At 40.8% G+C, this 20,815-nt stretch carries 20 protein-coding genes; 10 read left to right on the forward strand and 10 right to left on the reverse strand.

The features are described from left to right. Positions 1 to 123: 123 nt before the first annotated feature. The 4 genes from dnaG to rsmD form a co-directional block, all read right to left on the reverse strand. Positions 124 to 1,875 carry a DNA primase gene (gene dnaG, locus AN392_RS08110; RefSeq protein ID WP_055012417.1) on the reverse strand — a complete coding sequence of 584 codons (1,752 nt, stop codon included), beginning with the start codon at positions 1,873 to 1,875 and terminating at the stop codon, positions 124 to 126. Between the two features lie 160 nt (positions 1,876 to 2,035). Then, positions 2,036 to 2,482, reverse strand: a complete 447-nt coding sequence (locus AN392_RS08115) for a GatB/YqeY domain-containing protein (RefSeq protein ID WP_008114877.1) — start codon at positions 2,480 to 2,482, stop codon at positions 2,036 to 2,038. Positions 2,483 to 2,501: 19 nt separating this feature from the next. After that, positions 2,502 to 2,717, reverse strand: coding sequence for a 30S ribosomal protein S21 (gene rpsU / locus AN392_RS08120; protein ID WP_002957797.1), 216 nt, complete (start codon positions 2,715 to 2,717; stop codon positions 2,502 to 2,504). A 145-nt stretch (positions 2,718 to 2,862) separates the two neighbouring features. Further along, positions 2,863 to 3,468 (reverse strand): 16S rRNA (guanine(966)-N(2))-methyltransferase RsmD, encoded by a 606-nt coding sequence (gene rsmD / locus AN392_RS08125; protein ID WP_055012418.1) that lies wholly within the window; start codon positions 3,466 to 3,468, stop codon positions 2,863 to 2,865. Positions 3,469 to 3,673: 205 nt separating this feature from the next. Here rsmD and ftsY point away from each other — a divergent pair, with 205 nt between their 5' ends. The 5 genes from ftsY (at position 3,674) to AN392_RS08150 (ending at position 10,780) form a co-directional block, all read left to right on the forward strand. After that, positions 3,674 to 5,713, forward strand: coding sequence for a signal recognition particle-docking protein FtsY (ftsY, locus tag AN392_RS08130; RefSeq protein ID WP_082424797.1), 2,040 nt, complete (start codon positions 3,674 to 3,676; stop codon positions 5,711 to 5,713). A 93-nt stretch (positions 5,714 to 5,806) separates the two neighbouring features. After that, positions 5,807 to 6,484, forward strand: a complete 678-nt coding sequence (gene ftsE, locus AN392_RS08135; protein WP_008114891.1) for a cell division ATP-binding protein FtsE — start codon at positions 5,807 to 5,809, stop codon at positions 6,482 to 6,484. Continuing rightward, positions 6,481 to 7,467, forward strand: coding sequence for a permease-like cell division protein FtsX (gene ftsX, locus AN392_RS08140; protein WP_008114892.1), 987 nt, complete (start codon positions 6,481 to 6,483; stop codon positions 7,465 to 7,467). Before ftsE ends, ftsX begins: the two co-directional genes overlap by 4 nt. A 241-nt stretch (positions 7,468 to 7,708) precedes the next feature. After that, positions 7,709 to 8,572, forward strand: coding sequence for an RNA polymerase sigma factor RpoH (rpoH, locus tag AN392_RS08145; RefSeq protein ID WP_008114893.1), 864 nt, complete (start codon positions 7,709 to 7,711; stop codon positions 8,570 to 8,572). Positions 8,573 to 8,908: 336 nt separating this feature from the next. Beyond that, positions 8,909 to 10,780, forward strand: a complete 1,872-nt coding sequence (locus AN392_RS08150) for a methyl-accepting chemotaxis protein (protein WP_055012419.1) — start codon at positions 8,909 to 8,911, stop codon at positions 10,778 to 10,780. A 58-nt stretch (positions 10,781 to 10,838) separates the two neighbouring features. Here the strand turns inward: AN392_RS08150 and AN392_RS08155 are convergent, their stop codons facing one another. From AN392_RS08155 to gpmM, 4 genes are read right to left on the reverse strand one after another with little or no spacing between them, the layout of a single operon-like run. Further along, positions 10,839 to 11,591, reverse strand: coding sequence for a divergent polysaccharide deacetylase family protein (locus AN392_RS08155; RefSeq protein WP_054202667.1), 753 nt, complete (start codon positions 11,589 to 11,591; stop codon positions 10,839 to 10,841). Positions 11,592 to 11,648: 57 nt separating this feature from the next. After that, positions 11,649 to 12,914 carry a S41 family peptidase gene (locus AN392_RS08160; RefSeq protein ID WP_055012420.1) on the reverse strand — a complete coding sequence of 422 codons (1,266 nt, stop codon included), beginning with the start codon at positions 12,912 to 12,914 and terminating at the stop codon, positions 11,649 to 11,651. Positions 12,915 to 12,947: 33 nt separating this feature from the next. After that, positions 12,948 to 14,093: a murein hydrolase activator EnvC gene (locus tag AN392_RS08165; RefSeq protein ID WP_055012421.1), complete on the reverse strand. Its 1,146-nt coding sequence runs from the start codon at positions 14,091 to 14,093 to the stop codon at positions 12,948 to 12,950. A gap of 3 nt (positions 14,094 to 14,096) precedes the next feature. After that, entirely contained in the window at positions 14,097 to 15,641 is a 1,545-nt protein-coding gene (gene gpmM, locus AN392_RS08170; protein ID WP_055012422.1) for a 2,3-bisphosphoglycerate-independent phosphoglycerate mutase, read from the reverse strand. 447 nt (positions 15,642 to 16,088) lie between these two features. Between gpmM and AN392_RS08175 the strand changes: the two genes are divergently transcribed. From AN392_RS08175 to gpsA, 4 genes are read left to right on the forward strand one after another with little or no spacing between them, the layout of a single operon-like run. Continuing rightward, positions 16,089 to 16,520 carry a rhodanese-like domain-containing protein gene (locus AN392_RS08175; RefSeq protein ID WP_010391832.1) on the forward strand — a complete coding sequence of 144 codons (432 nt, stop codon included), beginning with the start codon at positions 16,089 to 16,091 and terminating at the stop codon, positions 16,518 to 16,520. A 32-nt stretch (positions 16,521 to 16,552) separates the two neighbouring features. After that, positions 16,553 to 16,810 (forward strand): glutaredoxin 3, encoded by a 258-nt coding sequence (gene grxC / locus AN392_RS08180; protein WP_016899746.1) that lies wholly within the window; start codon positions 16,553 to 16,555, stop codon positions 16,808 to 16,810. A gap of 38 nt (positions 16,811 to 16,848) precedes the next feature. Next, positions 16,849 to 17,337, forward strand: coding sequence for a protein-export chaperone SecB (gene secB / locus AN392_RS08185; protein ID WP_010391837.1), 489 nt, complete (start codon positions 16,849 to 16,851; stop codon positions 17,335 to 17,337). A gap of 3 nt (positions 17,338 to 17,340) precedes the next feature. Beyond that, on the forward strand, positions 17,341 to 18,348 hold the full coding sequence (gpsA, locus tag AN392_RS08190; RefSeq protein WP_055012423.1) for an NAD(P)H-dependent glycerol-3-phosphate dehydrogenase: 1,008 nt from the start codon (positions 17,341 to 17,343) through the stop codon (positions 18,346 to 18,348). 55 nt (positions 18,349 to 18,403) lie between these two features. Here the strand turns inward: gpsA and trmL are convergent, their stop codons facing one another. After that, complete coding sequence (trmL, locus tag AN392_RS08195) at positions 18,404 to 18,868, reverse strand: tRNA (uridine(34)/cytosine(34)/5-carboxymethylaminomethyluridine(34)-2'-O)-methyltransferase TrmL (protein ID WP_010391841.1); 465 nt, start codon at positions 18,866 to 18,868, stop codon at positions 18,404 to 18,406. A 156-nt stretch (positions 18,869 to 19,024) separates the two neighbouring features. Here trmL and AN392_RS08200 point away from each other — a divergent pair, with 156 nt between their 5' ends. Next, positions 19,025 to 19,894 carry a cation diffusion facilitator family transporter gene (locus AN392_RS08200; RefSeq protein ID WP_082360146.1) on the forward strand — a complete coding sequence of 290 codons (870 nt, stop codon included), beginning with the start codon at positions 19,025 to 19,027 and terminating at the stop codon, positions 19,892 to 19,894. Here the strand turns inward: AN392_RS08200 and AN392_RS08205 are convergent. Then, positions 19,867 to 20,814: an alpha/beta fold hydrolase gene (locus AN392_RS08205; RefSeq protein ID WP_055012424.1), complete on the reverse strand. Its 948-nt coding sequence runs from the start codon at positions 20,812 to 20,814 to the stop codon at positions 19,867 to 19,869. The two genes, AN392_RS08200 and AN392_RS08205, sit on opposite strands and share 28 nt — an antisense overlap. Position 20,815 lies beyond the last annotated feature (1 nt).

Genomic DNA, 20,815 nt, shown 5'->3' on the forward strand with positions numbered 1-20,815 from the left:
GAGATTGTTTCTTCCACTCTGATAAGTTGATACAACAGGCGCCATCATGGAGTTTGCTCAAAGGCTAACCAGAATAATGTGACGCAGTGAATAGCACAGTATAACAGCCTAAATCAAATCTGACTAGCCGTTAGTCGTTTTTAACGCTGTCATTAGCAAATGACATTCTAGTCGTTCATCGCTATTTAAGCCCTGTGTCTTGTCTTTTATTAATAGGGTCTCTAGTCGATAATTTAAACACTGATCTTCAATAAATTTAAAAGTATTTTGAAAAACAGTCTCTAAACGCTCTTCATTTATTTGATGTTGCCATGTCGCCAACTTAGTTAATGGCTCATAGTCATCAGTGTCTCTAAATGATTCGAGAATTTGTGCAGTGGTAATACCATCTTTTTGTAACGCTTGATGTTGTAGGCGTAATAACAAGCCGATTCCTGCAATATTCATTTGTGCTAAATCAGGCAAGTAGGGCACGCTTTTTGCCAAATTAGGGTGCTGAACTAAAATGCCTATCGCTTGGCGCATCGGTGTAATTTTAAATTTACGTTCAATTGCTTGCTGCTGTTTTGGTGTTTTTAAATGATTATTAAGTTGCTCACGGGTGCGACCAATTAATCTGCCAAGTTGCTCCAAGATATTTTCTTGATAGAACTCACTTGGGATCTTTTCAATTAATGGCAGTGCTGCACTGAGTAACTTAGCCTTACCGGAATCGAGCGTTAAATCAATCTCTTTACTTAGTTTATTAAACAGCACTTTAGTGAAGTCATCGGCGTTTTCTAGGCGCTGCTCAAAAGCCTCTTTACCTTCTTGTTGAACGAGTGAATCAGGGTCTTCACCATCGGGTAAAAATACAAAATGCAGTGCTTTGCCATCGTTTAAGTAAGGAAGTGCATTTTCCAGTGCACGCCACGCGGCATCTTTACCTGCACGGTCACCGTCGTAGCAACAAATAACTTTGTCAGTGGTTCTAAATAAGGTGTGCATATGCTCGCTGGTTGTCGCTGTGCCGAGTGCGGCAACTGCGTATTCTATGCCTTGTTCAGCCAGCGCAACGACGTCCATATAACCTTCTACTATAAGTACATGATCGAGTCTTTTATGTGCTTGTTTTGCTTCATAAAGGCCATAAAGTTCAAAGCCTTTGTGGAATATTCGTGTTTCAGGAGAGTTTAAATATTTTGGCCCCTGATCTGCTTGCATTACACGGCCACCAAAAGCAATTACGCGACCGCGTTTATCACGAATAGGAAACATTAAACGATCACGGAAAAAATCGAATTGCTTACCTGGCGTTTTTTCAGATGCGAGTTTCAGCTCAACTAATTGCTCTTTTTGTTCTTGATTACGTCCAAGCTGTTGGCAGAGGCCTTCCCATTCGCTGGGCGCATAGCCCATCATAAACTTTTTAACTGTTGCGCCGCTTAAGCCGCGACCTTTTACATAGTCTATTACTGTTTCAGAATTACTATGATGTTTTAACTGGTGTTGATAAAAACGCGCTGCATGGAGCATTAAATCGTAGTCAGAACGTTTTTGTGCTGCGGTGCGTTCTGGGCCATTACTACTTCCTTGTTCGCGAGGAACATCTAGGTTAAGTAAACTGGCTAGCTCTTCAATTGCATCAACAAACTCAAGTTTGTCATATTCCATAACAAAAGAAATAGCATTGCCGTTAGCGCCACAGCCAAAGCAATGATAAAACTGTTTATCTTGCGATACAGTAAACGAAGGCGATTTTTCATTGTGAAAAGGACAGCAAGCTTGATAGTCTTTGCCCGCTTTTTTCAACCCTACCTTTGAGTCAATCAGGTCGACAATATCGGTTCGTGCCAATAAATCATCGATAAAGTTGCGTGGGATCTTTCCAGCCATTGTTTAAAGTACAGCCCTAAGGTAAATATAAAAGTGTTAAAAGCGAATTATAATACGCAGAGATTGGAACACAAATGCATATTTTTTTGAAGTGCTCTAAACGAAGAAACCGAGCTCAAGGCTCGGTTTACTTCAATCATACTTAATGTATGTGGGAGTATTAGGCAGTTAATCGTTGCTTAATTAAACCTGAGATTTTGCCCATATCGGCACGACCTTCGGCTTTGCTTTTGATTATACCCATTACTTTACCCATGTCTTGCATACCTGCTGCGTTAGTATCAGCAATAGCCGCGTCAATGAGAGCAATGATTTCTTCTTCACTCAATTGTTGAGGTAAAAAAGCTTCAAGTGCTGTAATCTCATTGGCTTCAATTTCAGCTAAATCATCACGCCCAGCATCTTTGTACTGAGTGTAAGAGTCGCGACGTTGTTTAACAAGCTTCACTATAACGGAGGTAATACCTGCGTCGTCTAGTGTTATTTGCTCGTCAATTTCACGTTGCTTGATTGCAGCAAGTACCATGCGAATAGGATTAAGACGTTGTTTGTCTTTAGCTCTCATCGCATCTTTTTGCGCATCTTTTAGCGTTATTAAAAGGCTCATTTATACAAGACCTAATATATTAGTATAATTTAACGCGACGAGCGTTATCACGAGAAAGTTTTTTCATGTGACGTTTAACAGCAGCTGCTTTTTTACGCTTACGCTCAGCTGTTGGTTTTTCATAGTGCTCGCGACGACGAACTTCTGAAAGGATACCTGCTTTTTCACATGAACGCTTGAAGCGACGAAGTGCTACGTCAAACGGTTCGTTCTCTCTTACTTTAATTACTGGCATTAAAAATTCACCTACCTAAATTATGAGCGTTGCTCAAGTTGATCAAACATTGATCAAGTGGTTCAAAAATGGTGCGGTATTGTAATCCGAAGCAACACCACATGTAAAGGATAATATTAACAGAAACCCGACGGCTAAAACAGTGTTAATTTACATGCCGTTGGTATAGCCTGCAAAAAACTTGACCAGCTTTTTTCTCTTTTATTAACAACCAGTTATTAGGTGCTTTGAACGAAGTTAACTCGGTTTCTACTTCAACATATATTAGTGCGTCAGGGTCGAGCCATTGATTATTTTCTAATAAATCACAGCATGATTGGGCTAAATTTTTGCGAAATGGCGGGTCAATAAAAACTAAATTAAATGTGTCATTGGTGTTTTTGCTTTCAAGAAAGGTCAGGGTATTAGTATTGAGTACCTGTGCATTTTGCGCATTAAGGGTGGCAACATTTTGCGTTAGCTGTTTTGCTGCTAACGGATCAAGCTCTAAAAATGTGGTGTTTTTAGCAAAGCGAGATAGCGCTTCGAACCCTAAACCTCCGGAACCGGCAAAGCAATCGAGAGTGCGTGCATCTCGGGTATCGTGCATTAACCAATTGAATACTGTTTCTTTTATTCTGTCGGTTGTAGGGCGCAAGCCTTGAACGTCTTTTACTGGCAGTTTACGACCGCGAAATTGGCCGCTAATGATTCTAATAACGCCATCGGCTGATTTATGGGTGGTGTTATTTTGTGTGGTTTTTTTTCTCATTTAACTCACTAAAAATTGGTATCTATGATCTAGCTCAGATAATATTGCAATCATATCACGGCGTGTCATTTTTCAACTGCGCTAAAAGTGTTACTATTATGCACCCTCGAGGATAACGTGTTGCTAAAAAGCAATTATTTAGGCTTAAAAGCACGCTATCATTATCGTTAGTTTATCAGATTTTTATAAGTGGTTATTAGCAAGTATGGCAAAAAAAAGTAAATTCATGTCGTGGCTCGGTTTTGGCAAGTCAGATAAAAAACAAGCAGAAGCTGATAAACAACAAGCATTAGCAAACGAGCAGGCAGAAAAAGCCGAACAAGAGCGCTTAGCAGCAGAACAAGCCGAGGCTGAGCGTTTGCAAGCTGAAGCCGAAGCTGAACGTTTAGAGCAAGAAAAACAGGCGCAAGCACAACGCGCTGCGGCAGCAGAAAAACAAGCGATTGAACAAGCTAACGCTGAGCTATTGGCTAAACAACAGGCAGATGCCGAGCAGCAAAGACAAGAGCAAGCTCAACGTTTAGCTGAGCAAGAAGCGCAAATGTTGTTAGAGCAAGAGCGTATAGCAGCTGAAAAAGCAGAAGCTGAACGTTTAGAACAAGAAAAACAGGCGCAAGCACAACGCGCGGCGGAGGCAGAAAAACGAGCGATTGAACAAGCTAACGCTGAGCTATTAGCTAAACAACAGGCGGATGCAGAGCAGCAAAGACAAGAGCAAGCTAAACGTTTAGCTGAACAAGAAGCGAAAATGTTGTTAGAGCAAGAGCGTATCGCGGCTGAACAAGCTGAGCATGAGCGTTTAGAGCAACAGCGTATTGCAGCAGAGCAAGCTGAGAATGAGCGCTTAGAACAACAGCGTCTTGCAGCAGAGCAAGCTGAGAATGAGCGCTTAGAACAACAGCGTATTGCAGCAGAGCAAGCTGAGCATGAGCGCTTAGAACAACAACGCATAGCAGCAGAGCAAGCTGAGAATGAGCGCTTAGAACAACAGCGTATTGCAGCAGAGCAAGCTGAGAATGAGCGCTTAGAGCAACAGCGTATTGCAGCAGAGCAAGCTGAAAATGAGCGTTTAGAACAACAGCGTATTGCAGCAGAGCAAGCTGAGCATGAGCGTTTAGAGCAACAGCGCATTGCAGCAGAGCAAGCTGAGCATGAGCGTTTAGAGCAACAGCGCATTGCAGCAGAGCAAGCAGAGAATGAACGTTTAGAGCAAGAACGTATTGCAGCTGAAGAAGAGGCTGAACGCCTAGAACAACAGCGACTGACCGCAGAGATTGCAGAGGAAGAAGCAAAAAAAGCGGAAAAACCTAAAAAAGAAGGCTTTTTCTCTCGACTTAAAAAAGGCTTACTTAAAACTCGAGTTAATATTGGCTCTGGTTTTTCGTCAATTTTTAGCGGTAAAAAAATTGACGACGAGTTATTTGAAGAGCTAGAGACTCAGTTACTTACTGCTGATCTCGGTGTTGATACCACCATGAAGCTCATTGATAACTTAACTGATGCAGCCGATCGCAAGCAACTTAAAGATGGTGATGCGCTTTATGAGCTTATGAAACAAGAAATGGCAACTATGCTAAAAACAGCAGAGCAGCCTTTAGAAATACCAGCAGATAAAAAACCTTTTGTTATTTTAATGGTAGGGGTAAACGGCGTAGGTAAAACCACCACCATTGGTAAAATGGCCAAGCAATTCCAAAATCAAGGTAAGTCGGTCATGCTTGCTGCCGGTGATACTTTTAGAGCTGCAGCGGTAGAGCAGCTTCAAGTATGGGGTGAACGCAACAGCATTCCGGTAATAGCTCAACATACAGGTGCTGATAGTGCATCGGTAGTATTTGATGCTTTTCAAGCTGCAAAAGCACGTAATGTCGATGTGTTAATTGCTGATACAGCAGGGCGCTTGCAAAATAAAGATAACTTAATGCAAGAGCTTGAAAAAATAGCCCGTGTAATGAAAAAAGTAGACCCTGATGCACCTCATGAAGTGATGCTGACTATTGATGCTGGTACAGGCCAAAATGCAATTAGCCAAGTAAACCTATTTAATCAATGTGTAGGTTTAACCGGTATCACATTATCAAAGCTTGATGGTACTGCTAAAGGTGGGGTTATTTTTGCCGTTGCCGATAAGTTTAATATTCCTATTCGTTACATTGGCGTAGGTGAAAGTATTGATGATTTACGTACCTTCAAGAGCGATGACTTCATTGACGCGCTATTTAGTCAAGATGAGGACGACGCTTAATTTACCAAAAGGGAGCCTGCTCCCTTTTTAATTGCGAGGAATACCATTTTATTTTAGAGCCTAAGGCTAACAATAAATTGGCAATAATAAAAAATGATAAATTTTCAGCAAGTAAGTAAAACCTATGCCGGTGGACACCGCGCGCTTGAAAAAGTGAACTTTCATATAAAGCCTGGCGAATTAGCCTTTCTAACTGGCCACAGTGGGGCTGGTAAAAGTACACTATTAAAGCTTATTAGCTTAATGGAACGTCCTTCTGCAGGAAACGTGTTTATTAATGGCGTGGATTTAAATAAATTAAATTCCCGTCAAATTCCGTATGCACGTCGCGACATTGGTATTATTTTTCAAAATCATCGATTATTAGAGCGATACACGGTATTTGATAACGTTGCTTTGCCCTTAATTATTGAAGGTACTCACCACAAGCAAATTGCCAAACGTGTGCATGGAGCGCTTGATAAAGTGGGCTTGTTAGATAAAGTGCGCTGTCACCCTTCTACACTTTCTGGTGGTGAACAACAACGAGTAGGGATTGCACGAGCCATCGTCAATTCGCCACCTATATTGCTAGCCGATGAACCTACCGGTAACTTAGACCCTGAATTATCAATGGAAATATTACGACTGTTTGAAGACTTTAATAAACATGGCACCACGGTTTTAATTGCCACTCATGATTTGGGCTTAGTGTCACGGATGAAGTACCGCAGTTTAACGCTTCATGATGGACGAATGAGCCAAGATCCACTGGCTGAGGGGGTATTATGAGTTTACTGTTCAAAAGCCGTCAAAATAGTAATGATAAACAAAAAAAGTCAGTATTCTCTGGCGGTTACTTTTTTATTATTAATATTTTTCGCCAAGGTGTGTACAGTCTAGGAGAAATGTGGCGCACGCCATTGGCTTCAATGATGACCATTGCAGTACTCGGTTTGAGTTTAACGTTGCCTGCAACACTATATTTAGTGGTAAAAAATGTGCAGCAAGTGAGTAGTGGTTTTGAGCAAGCCAGCGAAATATCCTTGTTTGTAAAAGAAAATATGAGCGAGCAAGAAACGCAAACCTTAGTTAAACGTTTAGCGCTATATCCCGAAATACAAACTGTGACTTTTATTTCTCGCACTGAGGCTTTGGATGAGTTCAAAGAAATGTCTGGCTTTGGTCAGGCTTTAGAATATTTAGATACCAACCCGTTACCGAATGTAGTTTTAGTCACACCAACACAACGACATAGCCAACCTAATGCAGCTAAGCAATTGCTTAAAAAACTTGAAGCCGAACGCGAAGTTGACTTTGGTAAGCTTGATATTGCTTGGCTTGAGCGCCTAAATGCATTACTAAGTTTGTTAAAAGAGAGTGTAATTACTATTGCGCTATTATTACTTACCTCAGTGACGCTTATTATAGGCAATACAATTCGTTTATCTATTATGGATAAAAAAGAAGAAATACAGGTAATGAAGCTAGTAGGGGCAACCAATACCTTTATACACGCTCCCTTTTTATGGACTGGCATTTGGTATGGCGTGATTGGCGGATTGTTTGCCTTTATTTGTGTAGCATTAATGATGTGGTGGCTATCTGCTGCAGTAAGCAGTGTTGCAGGGGTGTATCAAACCAGTTTTACGCTAATAGGGCTTAGTCTTAATGAGTTTGGCGCGTTGGTATTACTTGCTACTAGTTTGGGTTTTATTGGTTCTTACTTATCGGTTAATCGTTACATCTCAGAAATAGAACCTGATAAGGTTTAGGGCTCTAATATAATTCTTAAAACTGTCATGTTTTAAGTTTAAAATAATAAAAAAGCCAAAGCAAAAAGGTTATTTTTGTTTTGGCTAAATCAATTCATAGGTTATTCAGTCGCCTAGCGTAGACTGACTTAACACTAAAAAAACCACTTGATTTATGATTCAAAAAAGTTTTAAATTCAAGTTAGCACTCTTACTAAAAGAGTGCTAAGATGGTTTCAAATGTTTATCACCGAGGTGAAAAATGAGTAAAGATTTATACGCAATGGCACTTACAGTTGGGCAACAAAGCGCAAGTATGGACGGCTACCTTCAAGCTGTTAGTACTATTCCTATGCTTAAAGTTGAGCAAGAGCAGGAACTTGCAAAAAGACTTCAGGAAGAAGGCGATCTTAGTGCTGCAAAGCAACTCATTATGTCGCATTTGCGCTTTGTAGCGCACATAGCTAAAAGCTACTCGGGTTACGGGTTACCTCAAGCTGATTTAATTCAAGAAGGTAACATCGGACTGATGAAAGCAGTAAAACGTTTTGACCCATCAGTGGGTGTACGTTTGGTTTCATTTGCCGTTCATTGGATTAAAGCCGAAATTCATGAGTTTGTGCTTAAAAACTGGCGTATCGTTAAAGTGGCCACGACCAAAGCACAACGTAAATTGTTTTTTAACTTACGTAAAAATAAAAAGCGTTTAGGTTGGTTTAACCAAGCTGAAGTGAGCACAGTAGCTAGCGAGCTAGGTGTGAGTGAAAAAGAAGTACGTGAAATGGAATCGCGTATGAGCGGCCAAGACATGGGCTTTGATTTAACTGGCGACGATAATGATGACGCGCCAACTAGTACTTACTCACCGGTACAGTACTTAACCGATGGTTCTGCTGATTTAGCTGACGACATTGAACAGCAACAATGGCAAGAACAGTCACATACGCGTTTATTTAGCGCTTTGAAAACTCTCGATGAGCGTTCTCAAGATATTGTTAGTGCTCGTTGGTTGTCAGACGATAAAGCAACACTGCAAGAGCTGGCTGAAAAATACAGCGTATCAGCAGAGCGTGTTCGCCAGCTGGAAAAAACAGCAATGAAAAAATTACAAAGCGCGATGAGTTAATCGCACTAAAAAACTGATTAAGCCCTGCATGAAAATGCGGGGCTTTTTTTTAACTAAAAAAGCTAACTAAAAAGGTTAATAGAAAGTATCGTTTTTCTTGTTCTGCTTACCTCTAGTCACATCTATGTATCTTTTAATTAAATATACGCTCTTTAAAATTAATGAATAAGTTTGGTTTTAATTTAAATACATGATTTTAGTTTGTTTTTAATTTGGGTATATGAAAATATTCGCGCACCTGAGCGACTTATCGCTCAAATCGTAGCCTAAATTAAGTCATTTAATTGCTGGTTTGTTGCCTTTCAATTTCATTTAACGCGAGTATTTACACTCAATATGAACTCATATTCACTAAAGAAAAAAATCTTGCTATCGGTCGTTCTTGCCCTAGCCGTTATTATTATATTGCTGTCGTGGAATAGCTATACCTCTCAAAAAGCGTTACTGCTAAAAAGCAGTATTGATAACGTAAGCCAATCTGGTAAGCAACAGGCTACGAGTATTGAAGATTGGCTAGCTAGTCGCCAGCAGATAATTAAATCGGTTGCGAATAAGGTTGAGGGCAACACGCTCAGCGCACTTCAGCAAGCAGCATTTTCAGGTGGCTTTCAGTTAACTTACTTTGGAGATAGCAGCGGAAAAATGACTGACTCTGATCCCAGTATTGATCGCACCGGCTACGATCCGCGCACTCGTCCATGGTATAAACAAGCACTGCTTCAAAGTAGCACCGTAATTACCAAACCTTATTTAGATACCGCGTATAATCTGTTGGTTGTTTCTATTGCTAAAACCACGCAAAGCGGTGTGGTTGCGGGGGATTTATCGATTGAGGCCTTGGTCGATAGCGTCAATACAATGTCTTTGCCTGCGGATGGGTACGCCATTATGATGCATAAAGATGGCACTGTGATTGCCTACAAAGACGCTAGAAAAGTAATGGCAGATATTACGCGTATTGACTCGAAAATAAATCATCAATTAATTTTATCTAACAGTCAAAACGGTGAATTTACTCTTGTTTACTTTGAGAGTGAAGGCCGAGATAAGCTAGTTTGGGGTGAAAACATTAACAATACAGATTGGCAGTTGTTGTTTGTATTGGATAAACAAACTTTAGAGGCTCCGCTTATTAGTTTATTGTTGACCCAATTAGTGCTGGTTGCAGTAGCACTTTTACTGAGTGTGTTGGCTATTTCATGGTTATTGGGTGTATTGCTCGCCCCTTTGAGCCGAGTGTCGCAAGCTTTATCAACAATTGCAGATGGTAACGGTGATTTAACCCAGCGTATAACTGTTGATACGCAAGATGAAGTTGGGGTTCTGGCTGATAGTTTTAATCGTTTTGTTAGCAGCCAACATGAACTGATCAGTCATATTCGTCAATTAGCTACTGACTTAGACTTTGATGCAGAGAAAAGCTTAATCACCAACCAAAGCAGTGTCAGTGAGTTGCAGCGTCAGCAACAAGAAGTGGCTATGGTTGCTACCGCGGTCACAGAAATGGCGAGTGCAACCCATGAAATTGCCGCTAATGCAGAAAACACTGCAACCGCATCGCAACAATCGGCACAAAGTAGCCGTGAAGGTAAGCTGTTAGTTGATAAAACCAGAAACACGATTAATTCACTCGCGGGCGAAATAGACCAAACTACCACAGTTATTGGTGAATTAAGTTTGCATGCTCAGGCTATATCGAGCATTTTAACTACCATTCAAGAAATTGCTGAGCAAACAAATCTCTTAGCGCTTAATGCTGCAATAGAGGCCGCCCGTGCGGGAGAGCAGGGGCGTGGTTTTGCTGTGGTTGCCGATGAGGTGCGCGTGTTATCAAGAAGAACACAAAACTCTACAGCCGAAATTTATACCACTATAGAAACCTTACAAAACACCACTAAAAAAGCAGTGAGCTTGATGGACAGCAGTAAGGGCTATGCCAACAATAGTGTGGATGATGTAAATGCTGCCGCACACGCACTAGAAGAAATTACTTTGGCGGTAAATGAGATTTCTGATATGGCGGGTCAAATAGCGGTTGCAGCAGAAGAGCAAACGCAAGTGACCAATGAAATTACTAGAAATACGGTTGCTATTAAAGATGTAACCGATGAAATAACTACCTCAGCTACCGCGCATTTAAGCCAAGCCGAAGTATTAAAAGACAGAGCTACAGATCTAAATGCCAAGGTAGCGACATTTGTTTTATAAATACCATACTTATAATTGAGTTAAGTTAACTGTTGGAGTAAGGCGTTCGCTTACTCCATCAGTTTAATGAAATGGCTTGTTGTTGGGCTATTTGTACATACTTACGTTCTACCAGCTGTGATACTGGTACCAGTTCAAATCCTTGCTCGATTAATTGCGGCAAAGCTTGGCGTAAAAAATCGATAGTTTCGGGGTAGGGGTGTGCTATTGCAATGGCAAACTGATATTTAGTTGCTTTTGACTTTAGCTCTTCTAGCCTAAATTGAAGCTGCTCAGGGGTAGTTATATTATCTAAAAATACATGCCGACCAATATTTTCTACCCCCAAAAAGTTAGCTGCATTTTGCGCCTGGCTTAATTCGGTTGTTCGGCTATCGAGAAAATACAACTGACGCTTTTTAAGTACTTCCATGGTCCACTTCATTGCTTGGCTTTGCTGAGTGAGTGCAGAACCCATATGATTATTAACCCCTTTAACTTGTGGCAAACTCGCCAGTGCATTACCGAGTGTTTGTTGAAGTTGTGCTTTATCCATATTTAAAGTAAGTGCCCCAGGGCCTAGCTTTTTACCATTTAAAGCTTGCATAGGCACATGCAACAGGAGCTCTTTATTTGACTGACTAGCAAGGGTTGCAAATATTTGAGAATAGGGGGTATGAGGCAAAATTGAATAAGACAATTGCCCAGGTAAACTTAGGAATTCTAGGTCACGTTGATGATAACCTATGTCATCGATCACTATGGCTATTTGTTTGGCTTTAACACCATAGGGTGCAGCAAATAGGATTAAAAAAAGCCCAGCTAACACCATTAAATTTATAATTTTCACGTTTTATAATTTTTATTATCTTTAAATAGTTTACCGTTTTTATTGCATGCTAAGTAGCTGTTTTGCTTTTACTAACTGGATATCGGCTAATTCTTCAGCGTTAAAAACGGTGTTTTGTTCTGATTGTTCATTTTTTATTATAACGGCTTTATTTGTTTGTGGAAGTGTTGTTTGATTAATCGCCACATTTGGAGTTACGCCAATCCCTTCAATAGACTCTCCCAGTGGCGTAAAGTAACGTGCGGTGGTTAGTTTTAAGGCGGTATCGCCGTCGCCTAATGGAATAAGTGATTGTACTGTTCCTTTACCAAACGACTGACTCCCTACTATTTTTGCACGTAGATTTTCTTTTAACGCTGCAGCCAGTATTTCTGCTGCTGAGGCTGAATTTTCATTAATCAGGACAACAATCGGAGCACCTTTCAAAATATCGCCGCGTTTAGCGTAAAAAGATTGATTCGAATCATAAAAGCGCCCTTTGGTCGTTACAATTAAGCCATCTTGAAGAAACAGGTCTGCTACCGCAACTGCACTCTTTAAAGTGCCTCCCGGGTTATCTCGTAAATCAATAATTAGGCCTTTTAATGAATGGCCATAATGGTTTTGCATGGCGGCTATTTGCAAGGCAACTTCATGCAAAGTGTGATTAGAAAAGTTATTAATAGCGATATAACCGCTACCTGAGTCAAGTAGTTGCTTAGTTACACTCGTTAGCTTAATTTGTTTTCTACTGAGATTAAATATTAGCGGTGTTTGAGTGTTATTACGGGTAATACTTAGCTGTACTTTACCGTTAGCACTGTCTTTGATGTATTGTGCAACTAAATCAATCGGACTATTTTCTACATAGTGCTGATTAACGGCAGTAATTATATCGCCTGAGCGAAGTCCTGCTTGTTTGGCTGGTGAATTATTAATTACTTTAACAATCGTGGTGCGTTGCTCGATGCTTTTTACTTCTATACCTAGGCCGGTATAGCGACCATTCGTGTTATTAAATAATGCATTTAGCTCATTTTTATCTAAATACTTAGAGTAGGCGTCGAGCTTAGAGTATAAGCGTTCAAATTGAGACGAGTTGTATTCAATATACTCACTGTTTTGCAGTGCTAAATCATCAACGTAGTAGGTGTGAATATTAAACAGTATTTCATTTATTTTTTGGCTTTCTAAGTCTTTAACCGAGCTTGCATAGGCTGTATTTATAAAGCCAAAAAACACTAATAAAACAAATAAGATAAAACAAAAGCAGGGTGCACGCTTTTTCACAGAGGTTTTTTGTTGGCAAATGTGTGTGTTTATCATAACTGCCTCTAACAGGATGCAGCTATTTTGATATTAAATACGCCTGCACCATTTTATGGGATTAACAGCACGTCCTTTATGACGTATTTCAAAGTATAGACCAGAATCGGCTTGTCCACCGCTTTGCCCAACTAATGCAACACTTTCACCTTCTCTGACCATATCACCCACGTCTTTTAGCAAGGTTTGTGCGTGTCCGTATAAGCTCATAAAACCTTGACCATGGTCAAGTACGATTACCCAGCCATAGCCTTTTAACCAGTCGGCAAATACTACTTGGCCATTATCAATGCTATTAACTGAAGTCCCTTCAGATGCAGAAATTAATACACCTTTCCAGTTTATTCCGCCGTGCTTACGTTGACCAAACCTATGCGCTAATTTTCCTTTGCTCGGCCAGTTTAATTTTCCTTTATTACGATTTAAGCCAAGTAGTTCAATTTTTGTAACTTTTTCTTCTTCTTCTTCAAGTTCTTTGATAGTGGCAATCAGAGTTTGTTCGTTTTCTTCTAAATAGCTAATGGAATTTTTGGTTTTATTTAACTGCTTTTTTAGGTTTTGTAAGCTTGCTTGGCGCTCATTTTTAGCCCCAAGAAGTGCTGCTTGTCGTCTTTTTTGTTCTTCAAATAAAGCAACGAGCCTCTCTTTTGTTTTCGCAAGCTCAGCTTGATTTTTTGCAATCTCAACTTGCAGTGCTTTAAGATCATCAAGTTGCTTTATACGAGCTTTATTTAGGTAGTTATAGTAGCTAAGTGTGCGTTCAAATTTGGCGGTATCTTCTTGGTTAAGTAGCATTTTTGAATAGTCATCGCTACCTGCCATATAAGCACTTTTTAACTGTGCTGCTAAAATACGTTGAAATTGGGCTTGTTGTTTTTCAAGCTTTGCCGCGCGTTGTTGTTGCTCTGCTTGCTGTTGTTGTGTTTTTTTAACGGATTGCTCAGCCATATTAAGTGCTTTAGCGTTTTTCGCTATAGCGAGCTCATGTGTTTTTAGTTTTTGCTGCTGTTTAGCTATTTCTTTTTGCTGTTGTTGAAACTCAGCTTGGCTTTGCTCTAAAGCAACTTGTACTTGGGATAGGTCTTTTTTGGTACGATCTTCATTAGCCACTGCAACGGCAGTGGCTAATGAGTTTAGTACACATATACACGCAATGATGCGGCATGCGCTTTTATTCATAAATTATTTCAACACCATAATTGGCGAACCGGTCATTTCTGCAGGTTGTTCCAAACCCATTAAATGCAGCATAGTAGGTGCAACATCGCTCAAGGCTTTACCGGTATGCGCTTGTGCGTCACGACCTACATAAATAAAGGGTACTGGCTCGCTAGTATGTGCTGTGTGCGCTTGGCCTGTTTTAAGGTTTGCCATTTGCTCTGCATTACCATGATCAGCAGTTATTAGTGCTTCTCCACCATATTCTTTAAGGGCATCAACTACACGACCAATACAGCTATCTACTGCTTCACAGGCTTTAACTGCCGCTTCAAATACACCTGAGTGGCCGACCATATCGCCATTAGGGTAGTTACAAATAATGGCATCATAGTTTCCACTTTTTATTGCTGCAACGAGTTTATCGGTAAGCATTTTTGAGTTCATTTCTGGCTGTAAATCATACGTTGCTACTTGAGGAGATGGGATCAGCTCGCGAGTTTCGCCGTCAAACTCATTTTCGCGTCCGCCACTAAAGAAAAAGGTAACGTGGGCATATTTTTCAGTTTCAGATATACGTAGCTGAGTTTTACCTTGTTTTTCAAACCATTCGCCAAGTACGTTATTAAGCGGCGTTGGGCCAAAAGCCACTGGCGCATCAATATCAGCAGCGTACTCAGTCATCATCACAAAGGCACTAAGCTCGGGCGATTTTTTCTTATTAAAGCCGTCAAAATCAGGTTCGACAAAGGCGCGAGTGATTTCGCGTGCGCGGTCTGCTCTAAAGTTGGCAAATATAATGGTGTCGCCATCATTTACTTTTACTGATTCGCTACCTTTTGGGGTAATAGTACTTGCTGCTACAAATTCGTCATTTTCATCGCGCTCATAAGCCGCGTTAAGTGCGTTTACGCCATCTTCATAATCAAAGTCGCTTTCACCTAGGGTGATTAAATTATACGCTTTTTCAACACGGTTCCAGCGGTTGTCTCTATCCATGGCATAGTAACGACCAATTAATGAGGCTAAACGGCCACATTTAAGCTCGCTAAACAAGGCTTCAATACGCTCAATTGATGCTTTAGCGCTGCGTGGGGGAGTATCTCTGCCATCTAAAAAGGCATGAAAGTACACCTCTTTAGCGCCGCGTTTTGCAGCCAATTGTATACTCGCCACTATATGATCTTCGTGACTATGAACGCCACCAGGGCTTAGCAGTCCCATAATATGAACGGCTTTGTTGGCATGAACAGCTTTATCAATGTTTTCAACCAGTGCAGGGGTTGTATCAAATTCGCCATCATCAATGGCTTTTGTGATGCGAGTAAAATCTTGATACACAATACGACCAGCACCTAAATTAACGTGGCCAACCTCAGAATTACCCATTTGACCACCAGGAAGACCCACATCTAAACCCGATGCTGAAATTAATGTATGAGGGCGAGTTGCCCAAAGCTCATCTAATACAGGGGTATTAGCAGCTAAAATGGCATTACTTTGCTCATCTTCTCTGTATCCCCAGCCATCTAAAATCATTAATACCAGTGGTTTTTTATGCTCTGTCATAGTCACTCCTGAATAATTAGCGTTGCTAAAATACACGCTAACATTAATGCCAACATGCCAAGCTTAAGCATACCGTGTTTTATAGCTAGGATCAGCAATGAAAAGAAGATATTAAAAATTTTCAATGAGCTCACTCTCTCAATTGAATATTTTAAAGGGCTAGGTTATTTTTCAGTTAAAAGAGCACTACATTGTGGCTTTCACGCGTGCTTAAACTCGCATTTTTAGCTGATTTGGGTATACTTGCGCGGCTAATCCCTATTTTATTCAAGTATTGAATAGGCTTGTGGGGTAAGTTAAGCCTATGTGTAGGTAAAATTCAGAGTAGCCTAGCAGTGCTCTAAATTGACTTATTGATGAGTGACTGCTCATTGTGTAAGTACAATAAATATGAATTAAATATCTAAAACACCTTGTTTTAGCATGTAACTTTATAGTGGAAGTCGAATGGATCAATATATTGAATTTGTCTCAAATCATCCAATTCTAAGCCTAGCTTGGGTTGCGATTGCGTTTCTTATTGTTAGTGGCGCAATAAAAAGTAAATTTTCAGCAATTCGTCAGATCAATCCTCAGCAGTTAACGTTACTTATTAACCGCGAAGACGGTCAGGTTGTTGATATGCGCGGGCAAAAAGAGTTTAAAACAGGTCATATTGCCGGTGCTGTGCATTTAAACCCAGAAAAAGCTAAAGAATCTGATTTCTCAACCCTTGAAAAGTATAAGAGCAAACCCATTATAGTGGTATGTGCTGCAGGCATGACTGCCTCAGGTGTTGCAACCGCAATGCATAAAGCAGGCTATGAACAGGTTTATGTTTTATCTGGCGGTATGGGTGCGTGGCAATCAGCAAGTCTGCCAACAACAAGCGGTCGCTAATATCTCTTAGCTAAACCGATTAAGGATTAATTATGAGTAACGTTGTTTTATACACCAAAGGATATTGTCCTTTTTGTCATCGCGCATTAGCGCTGTTAGACAGCAAAGGTGTAAAATACACAAACATTGATATTGGCGTTCAGCCAGAGCTTCGCGATGAAATGATCGCCAAAGCCGGTGGCGCAAGCACGGTTCCACAAATTTTTATCAACGATGAACACATCGGTGGCTGTGACGACATGATGGCACTAGAAGCACAAGGTCACCTTGACGCTAAGCTGAGTGCTTAATTTAATTAATTATAATAAATAACAGGTTAGGAATAACAATGAACGAACAAAATCAAAATGCAGCAGCAGAAGCTGATGCAGGCGCACAGTTTACTATTCAACGTATTTACACTAAAGATGTGTCGTTTGAAACGCCAAATTCACCAGCTATTTTTCAAAAAGAGTGGGCTCCAGAAGTAAAATTAGATTTAGATACACGCTCTAATAAGCTTGATGAAGGTGTATACGAAGTTGTTTTAGCATTAACTGTGACGGCATCTATTGGTGAAGAAACTGCGTTTTTGTGTGAAATTCAACAAGCAGGTATTTTTACTATTGCTGAAGTTGAAGAGATGCAATTAGCACATATGCTAGGTGCATTCTGTCCTAACGTGTTATTCCCATATGCACGTGAAGCGGTATCGAACTTAGTAAACCGTGGTACGTTTCCACAACTTAATCTTGCGCCAGTTAACTTTGACGCATTATTTGCACAGTACATGCAGCAACGCACAGCGCAAGCTGAGCAGGCTTCAGCAGACGCATAATTTATGAATACAGCAACATCAGCTGTTACTGTTTTAGGGGCGGGGTCATATGGCACCGCCCTTGCTATTTGTTTAGCCCGAAATGGTCACAAAGTGACTTTATGGGGGCGCAATAGCCAAGACGTTGCGACGCTTGCAGCTGAGCGAAAAAATCAACGTTACTTACCTGATATTCCTTTTCCTGACACCTTAACTCTTGAAGCCGATTTACAGCATGCAACAGCAGCTAGCGATATTGTTTTAGTTGTTGTGCCAAGTCATGCGTTTGCTGACACGTTAAAGCAAATTAAACCGGCTTTGCGCTCTGATGCAAAAATAGCGTGGGCTACTAAAGGGCTTGAGCCAGATACTGGGCGTTTATTGCAAGAAGTGGCAGTGCAAGAACTCGGTGAAGAAGTACCATTAGCAGTGCTTTCGGGGCCAACTTTTGCCAAAGAAATGGCTAAGGGCTCACCAACCGCTATTTCGGTGTCATCAACGTCATCAGCATTTGCGAAACAAATTGCCGATTTATTACATTGCGGTCGCTCGTTTAGAGTGTACAACAATGACGACTTTATTGGCATACAGCTTGGTGGTGCGGTTAAAAACGTAATTGCTATTGGTGCAGGGATTTCTGATGGTGTTGGCTTTGGTGCAAATGCACGTACCGCGCTTATTACCCGTGGTTTAGCAGAGTTATCGCGTTTGGGTTGTGCCCTAGGTGCAAAGCCAGAGACCTTTATGGGGATGGCTGGGTTAGGCGATTTAATTCTAACCTGTACCGATAATCAGTCGCGCAATCGCCGTTTTGGTTTAGCCTTAGGTCAAGGTGAAAGTGTTGATGATGCGATTGCATCAATCGGCCAAGTAGTTGAGGGATTTAGAAACACCAAAGAAGTGTATTTACTCGCGCAGCGTGCTGGTGTTGAAATGCCAATCACTGAGCAAATATACAAAGTACTTTATGAAAATAAAGACATGAAAGCAGCTGCTATGGCCTTATTAGGTCGTGAACAGAAATCAGAATAAAACGAACTGTTAGGTTTTAGGTGACAGGTATTTTGTTTACCTAAAACCTAAAACCTTATTGGGCGTTTGGAAAACCAAGCTGGCGCCAAGATTCATACACAAACACAGCGACCGCATTAGATAGATTCATACTGCGGCTATCGGCTTGCATAGGAATACGCACGCGTTGCTCGTTTGGCAGGGCTTGAATCATGTCATCAGGTAAGCCTCGGGTTTCTGGGCCAAATACCAAACAGTCACCCGCTTCATACTGTGCTTGGTGATGAAATTGACTACCTTTAGTGGTGCACGCATACACTTTTTTAGGCTGGCACTTTTCTAAGTAAGCTTCAAATGAGGCATGGCGTTGTACATGACTAAATTCGTGATAATCAAGGCCAGCGCGTTTTACACGTTTGTCATCCCACTCAAACCCTAACGGTTCAATTAAATGCAGTGCATAGCCTGTATTGGCACATAAACGAATGATATTCCCGGTGTTAGGCGGAATTTCAGGTTGGTATAAAACAATATCCAGCACAATAAGCCCTATAAAATCTGTAATTTGACGGGCTCAGTATACACGAACAATGAATAAAAAATGATATACTGAAAACATTAAATCCAGCTTAAAACGGAAAGATACGTGCATAATCGCAGTTATGAATTTTGGGTCAAAGCCTCTAGCATCGTGACCATGGTCATGGTTAGCCTAATGATTGCGACCAAAGCATGGGCATGGCTGGCGTCGGGTTCGGCGTCAATGCTTGGCTCATTAACCGACTCATTAATGGATATCACAGCGACACTAATGAGCTTTTTGGTTTTATCGTATGCACTGCGCCCTGCTGACGATGACCACCGATTTGGTCACGGTAAAGCGGAGGCGCTTGCAGGGTTAGGGCAAGCAGCTTTTATTGCAGGCTCGGGTTGTTTATTGGCGTTTCACGGTATTGAGCGACTCATTAACCCCGTAGAGCTGACACATTCATTATTAGGTGTTTGGGTCAGTATTTTTGCCATAGTGTGTACATTAGTGATTGTATTTGTGCAAAATAAAGTCGTGAAGCATACAGAGTCAATCGCTATAAAAGCCGATTCTGTGCACTACAAAGGCGATTTAATTTTAAACGCTGCGGTGCTACTTGCTATTTTGCTGGCCTATTACGGGGTACTGTATGCTGACCCTTTGTTTGCGATAGGTGTGGCAGGGTATTTACTTTATAACAGCTGGGATATAGCAACAGAGAGTGCCTCACACTTAATGGATAAAGAGCTGCCCGATGAAGAAAAGCAAAGCATTTTTGAAATAGCGCGTAACCATAATGACGTTTATGGGGTGCACGGTATTCGCACTCGACAAGGCGGTAAAGTTAAGTTTATTCAGCTGCATTTAGAGCTTGATGACAATTTACCACTTATTCGTGCCCATAAAGTAGCAGATGAAGTAGAAGCCATGATAAGTGCTCGTTTTGAATCTGAGGTAGATATACTCATCCACCTCGATCCGCTTTCTGTTTTAGTGAATTCTAAAACTGCTCAAGAAGTAACAGACTCACAAAACTGATAAAAATTAGCTAATAGCGGCTTTCGAATTTCGTCACGTTCAAAAAGTAGCTCGTGTTTTGCATCTGCAAAACTCTCGATTGTTGCATGAGCATGCCTTTTTGCAAAACTATACTGCGCTTTGTTATTAACCACTGTATCGCTAGCTGCACTTGCTATAAACAATGGAATTGGTACGTTTAGATTATCAATCGACTTTAAGAATGATATCGTAGCTGCGAGCCAGCCAAACGTAACGCCACCCAATTGTATGTTAGGTTCTAATTGATAGGCTTGCCTAAAGTAGGTGTAACGCTCCTCGCTGCTAGTAAGTACGTTTTCTGTAAATGGGATTGGGTTGTAGTTGCCTTGTCCAAATGCATAGCAAGAGTGTAAACCAAGCCAAGTGGCTAAGTTAACAATAAATTGCGTTGGTATTTTTGGTACGTCTTTTGTAAAAATATCAAACATAGGCGCAGACAAAAACACACCTTTATAGCTGTTTTCAAAATTAGCTAAATAATCAACTGCTATCGCGCTACCCATTGAATGAGCCAGCATGACTTTTTTACCTTGCCAATGCTTTGAAACTATTTGCTGATCAAAGTTATTAAGGTCATTGCTGTAGTTATTATAATGTTTTACAAAGCCTTTATGCTTATTTTTAAGATGTCTGTAAGAGCGCCCCTGACCTTGGTGATCCATAATAAACACAGCAAAATTATTACAGTATAGCTCCCATATCAGTTCTTTATACTTTTCTAGGCCCTCAACACGCCCCGTACTTATCACTACTGCAGTGGTAGCATTGTTAGGGATTGCGTATGCGTAAAATAACTTTCCTGCAGGTGTATCTAAGTAGCTTTTAGTTAAATGTGAAGTATAAAAAACACTAATGGCCTCTTGATTACTCTCAAGCTGGGCTTCTGAACTATAAAACATG

Origin of the sequence: Pseudoalteromonas sp. P1-16-1b, from assembly GCF_001401785.1 — a bacterium.
GTDB classification, from domain to species: domain Bacteria; phylum Pseudomonadota; class Gammaproteobacteria; order Enterobacterales; family Alteromonadaceae; genus Pseudoalteromonas; species Pseudoalteromonas undina.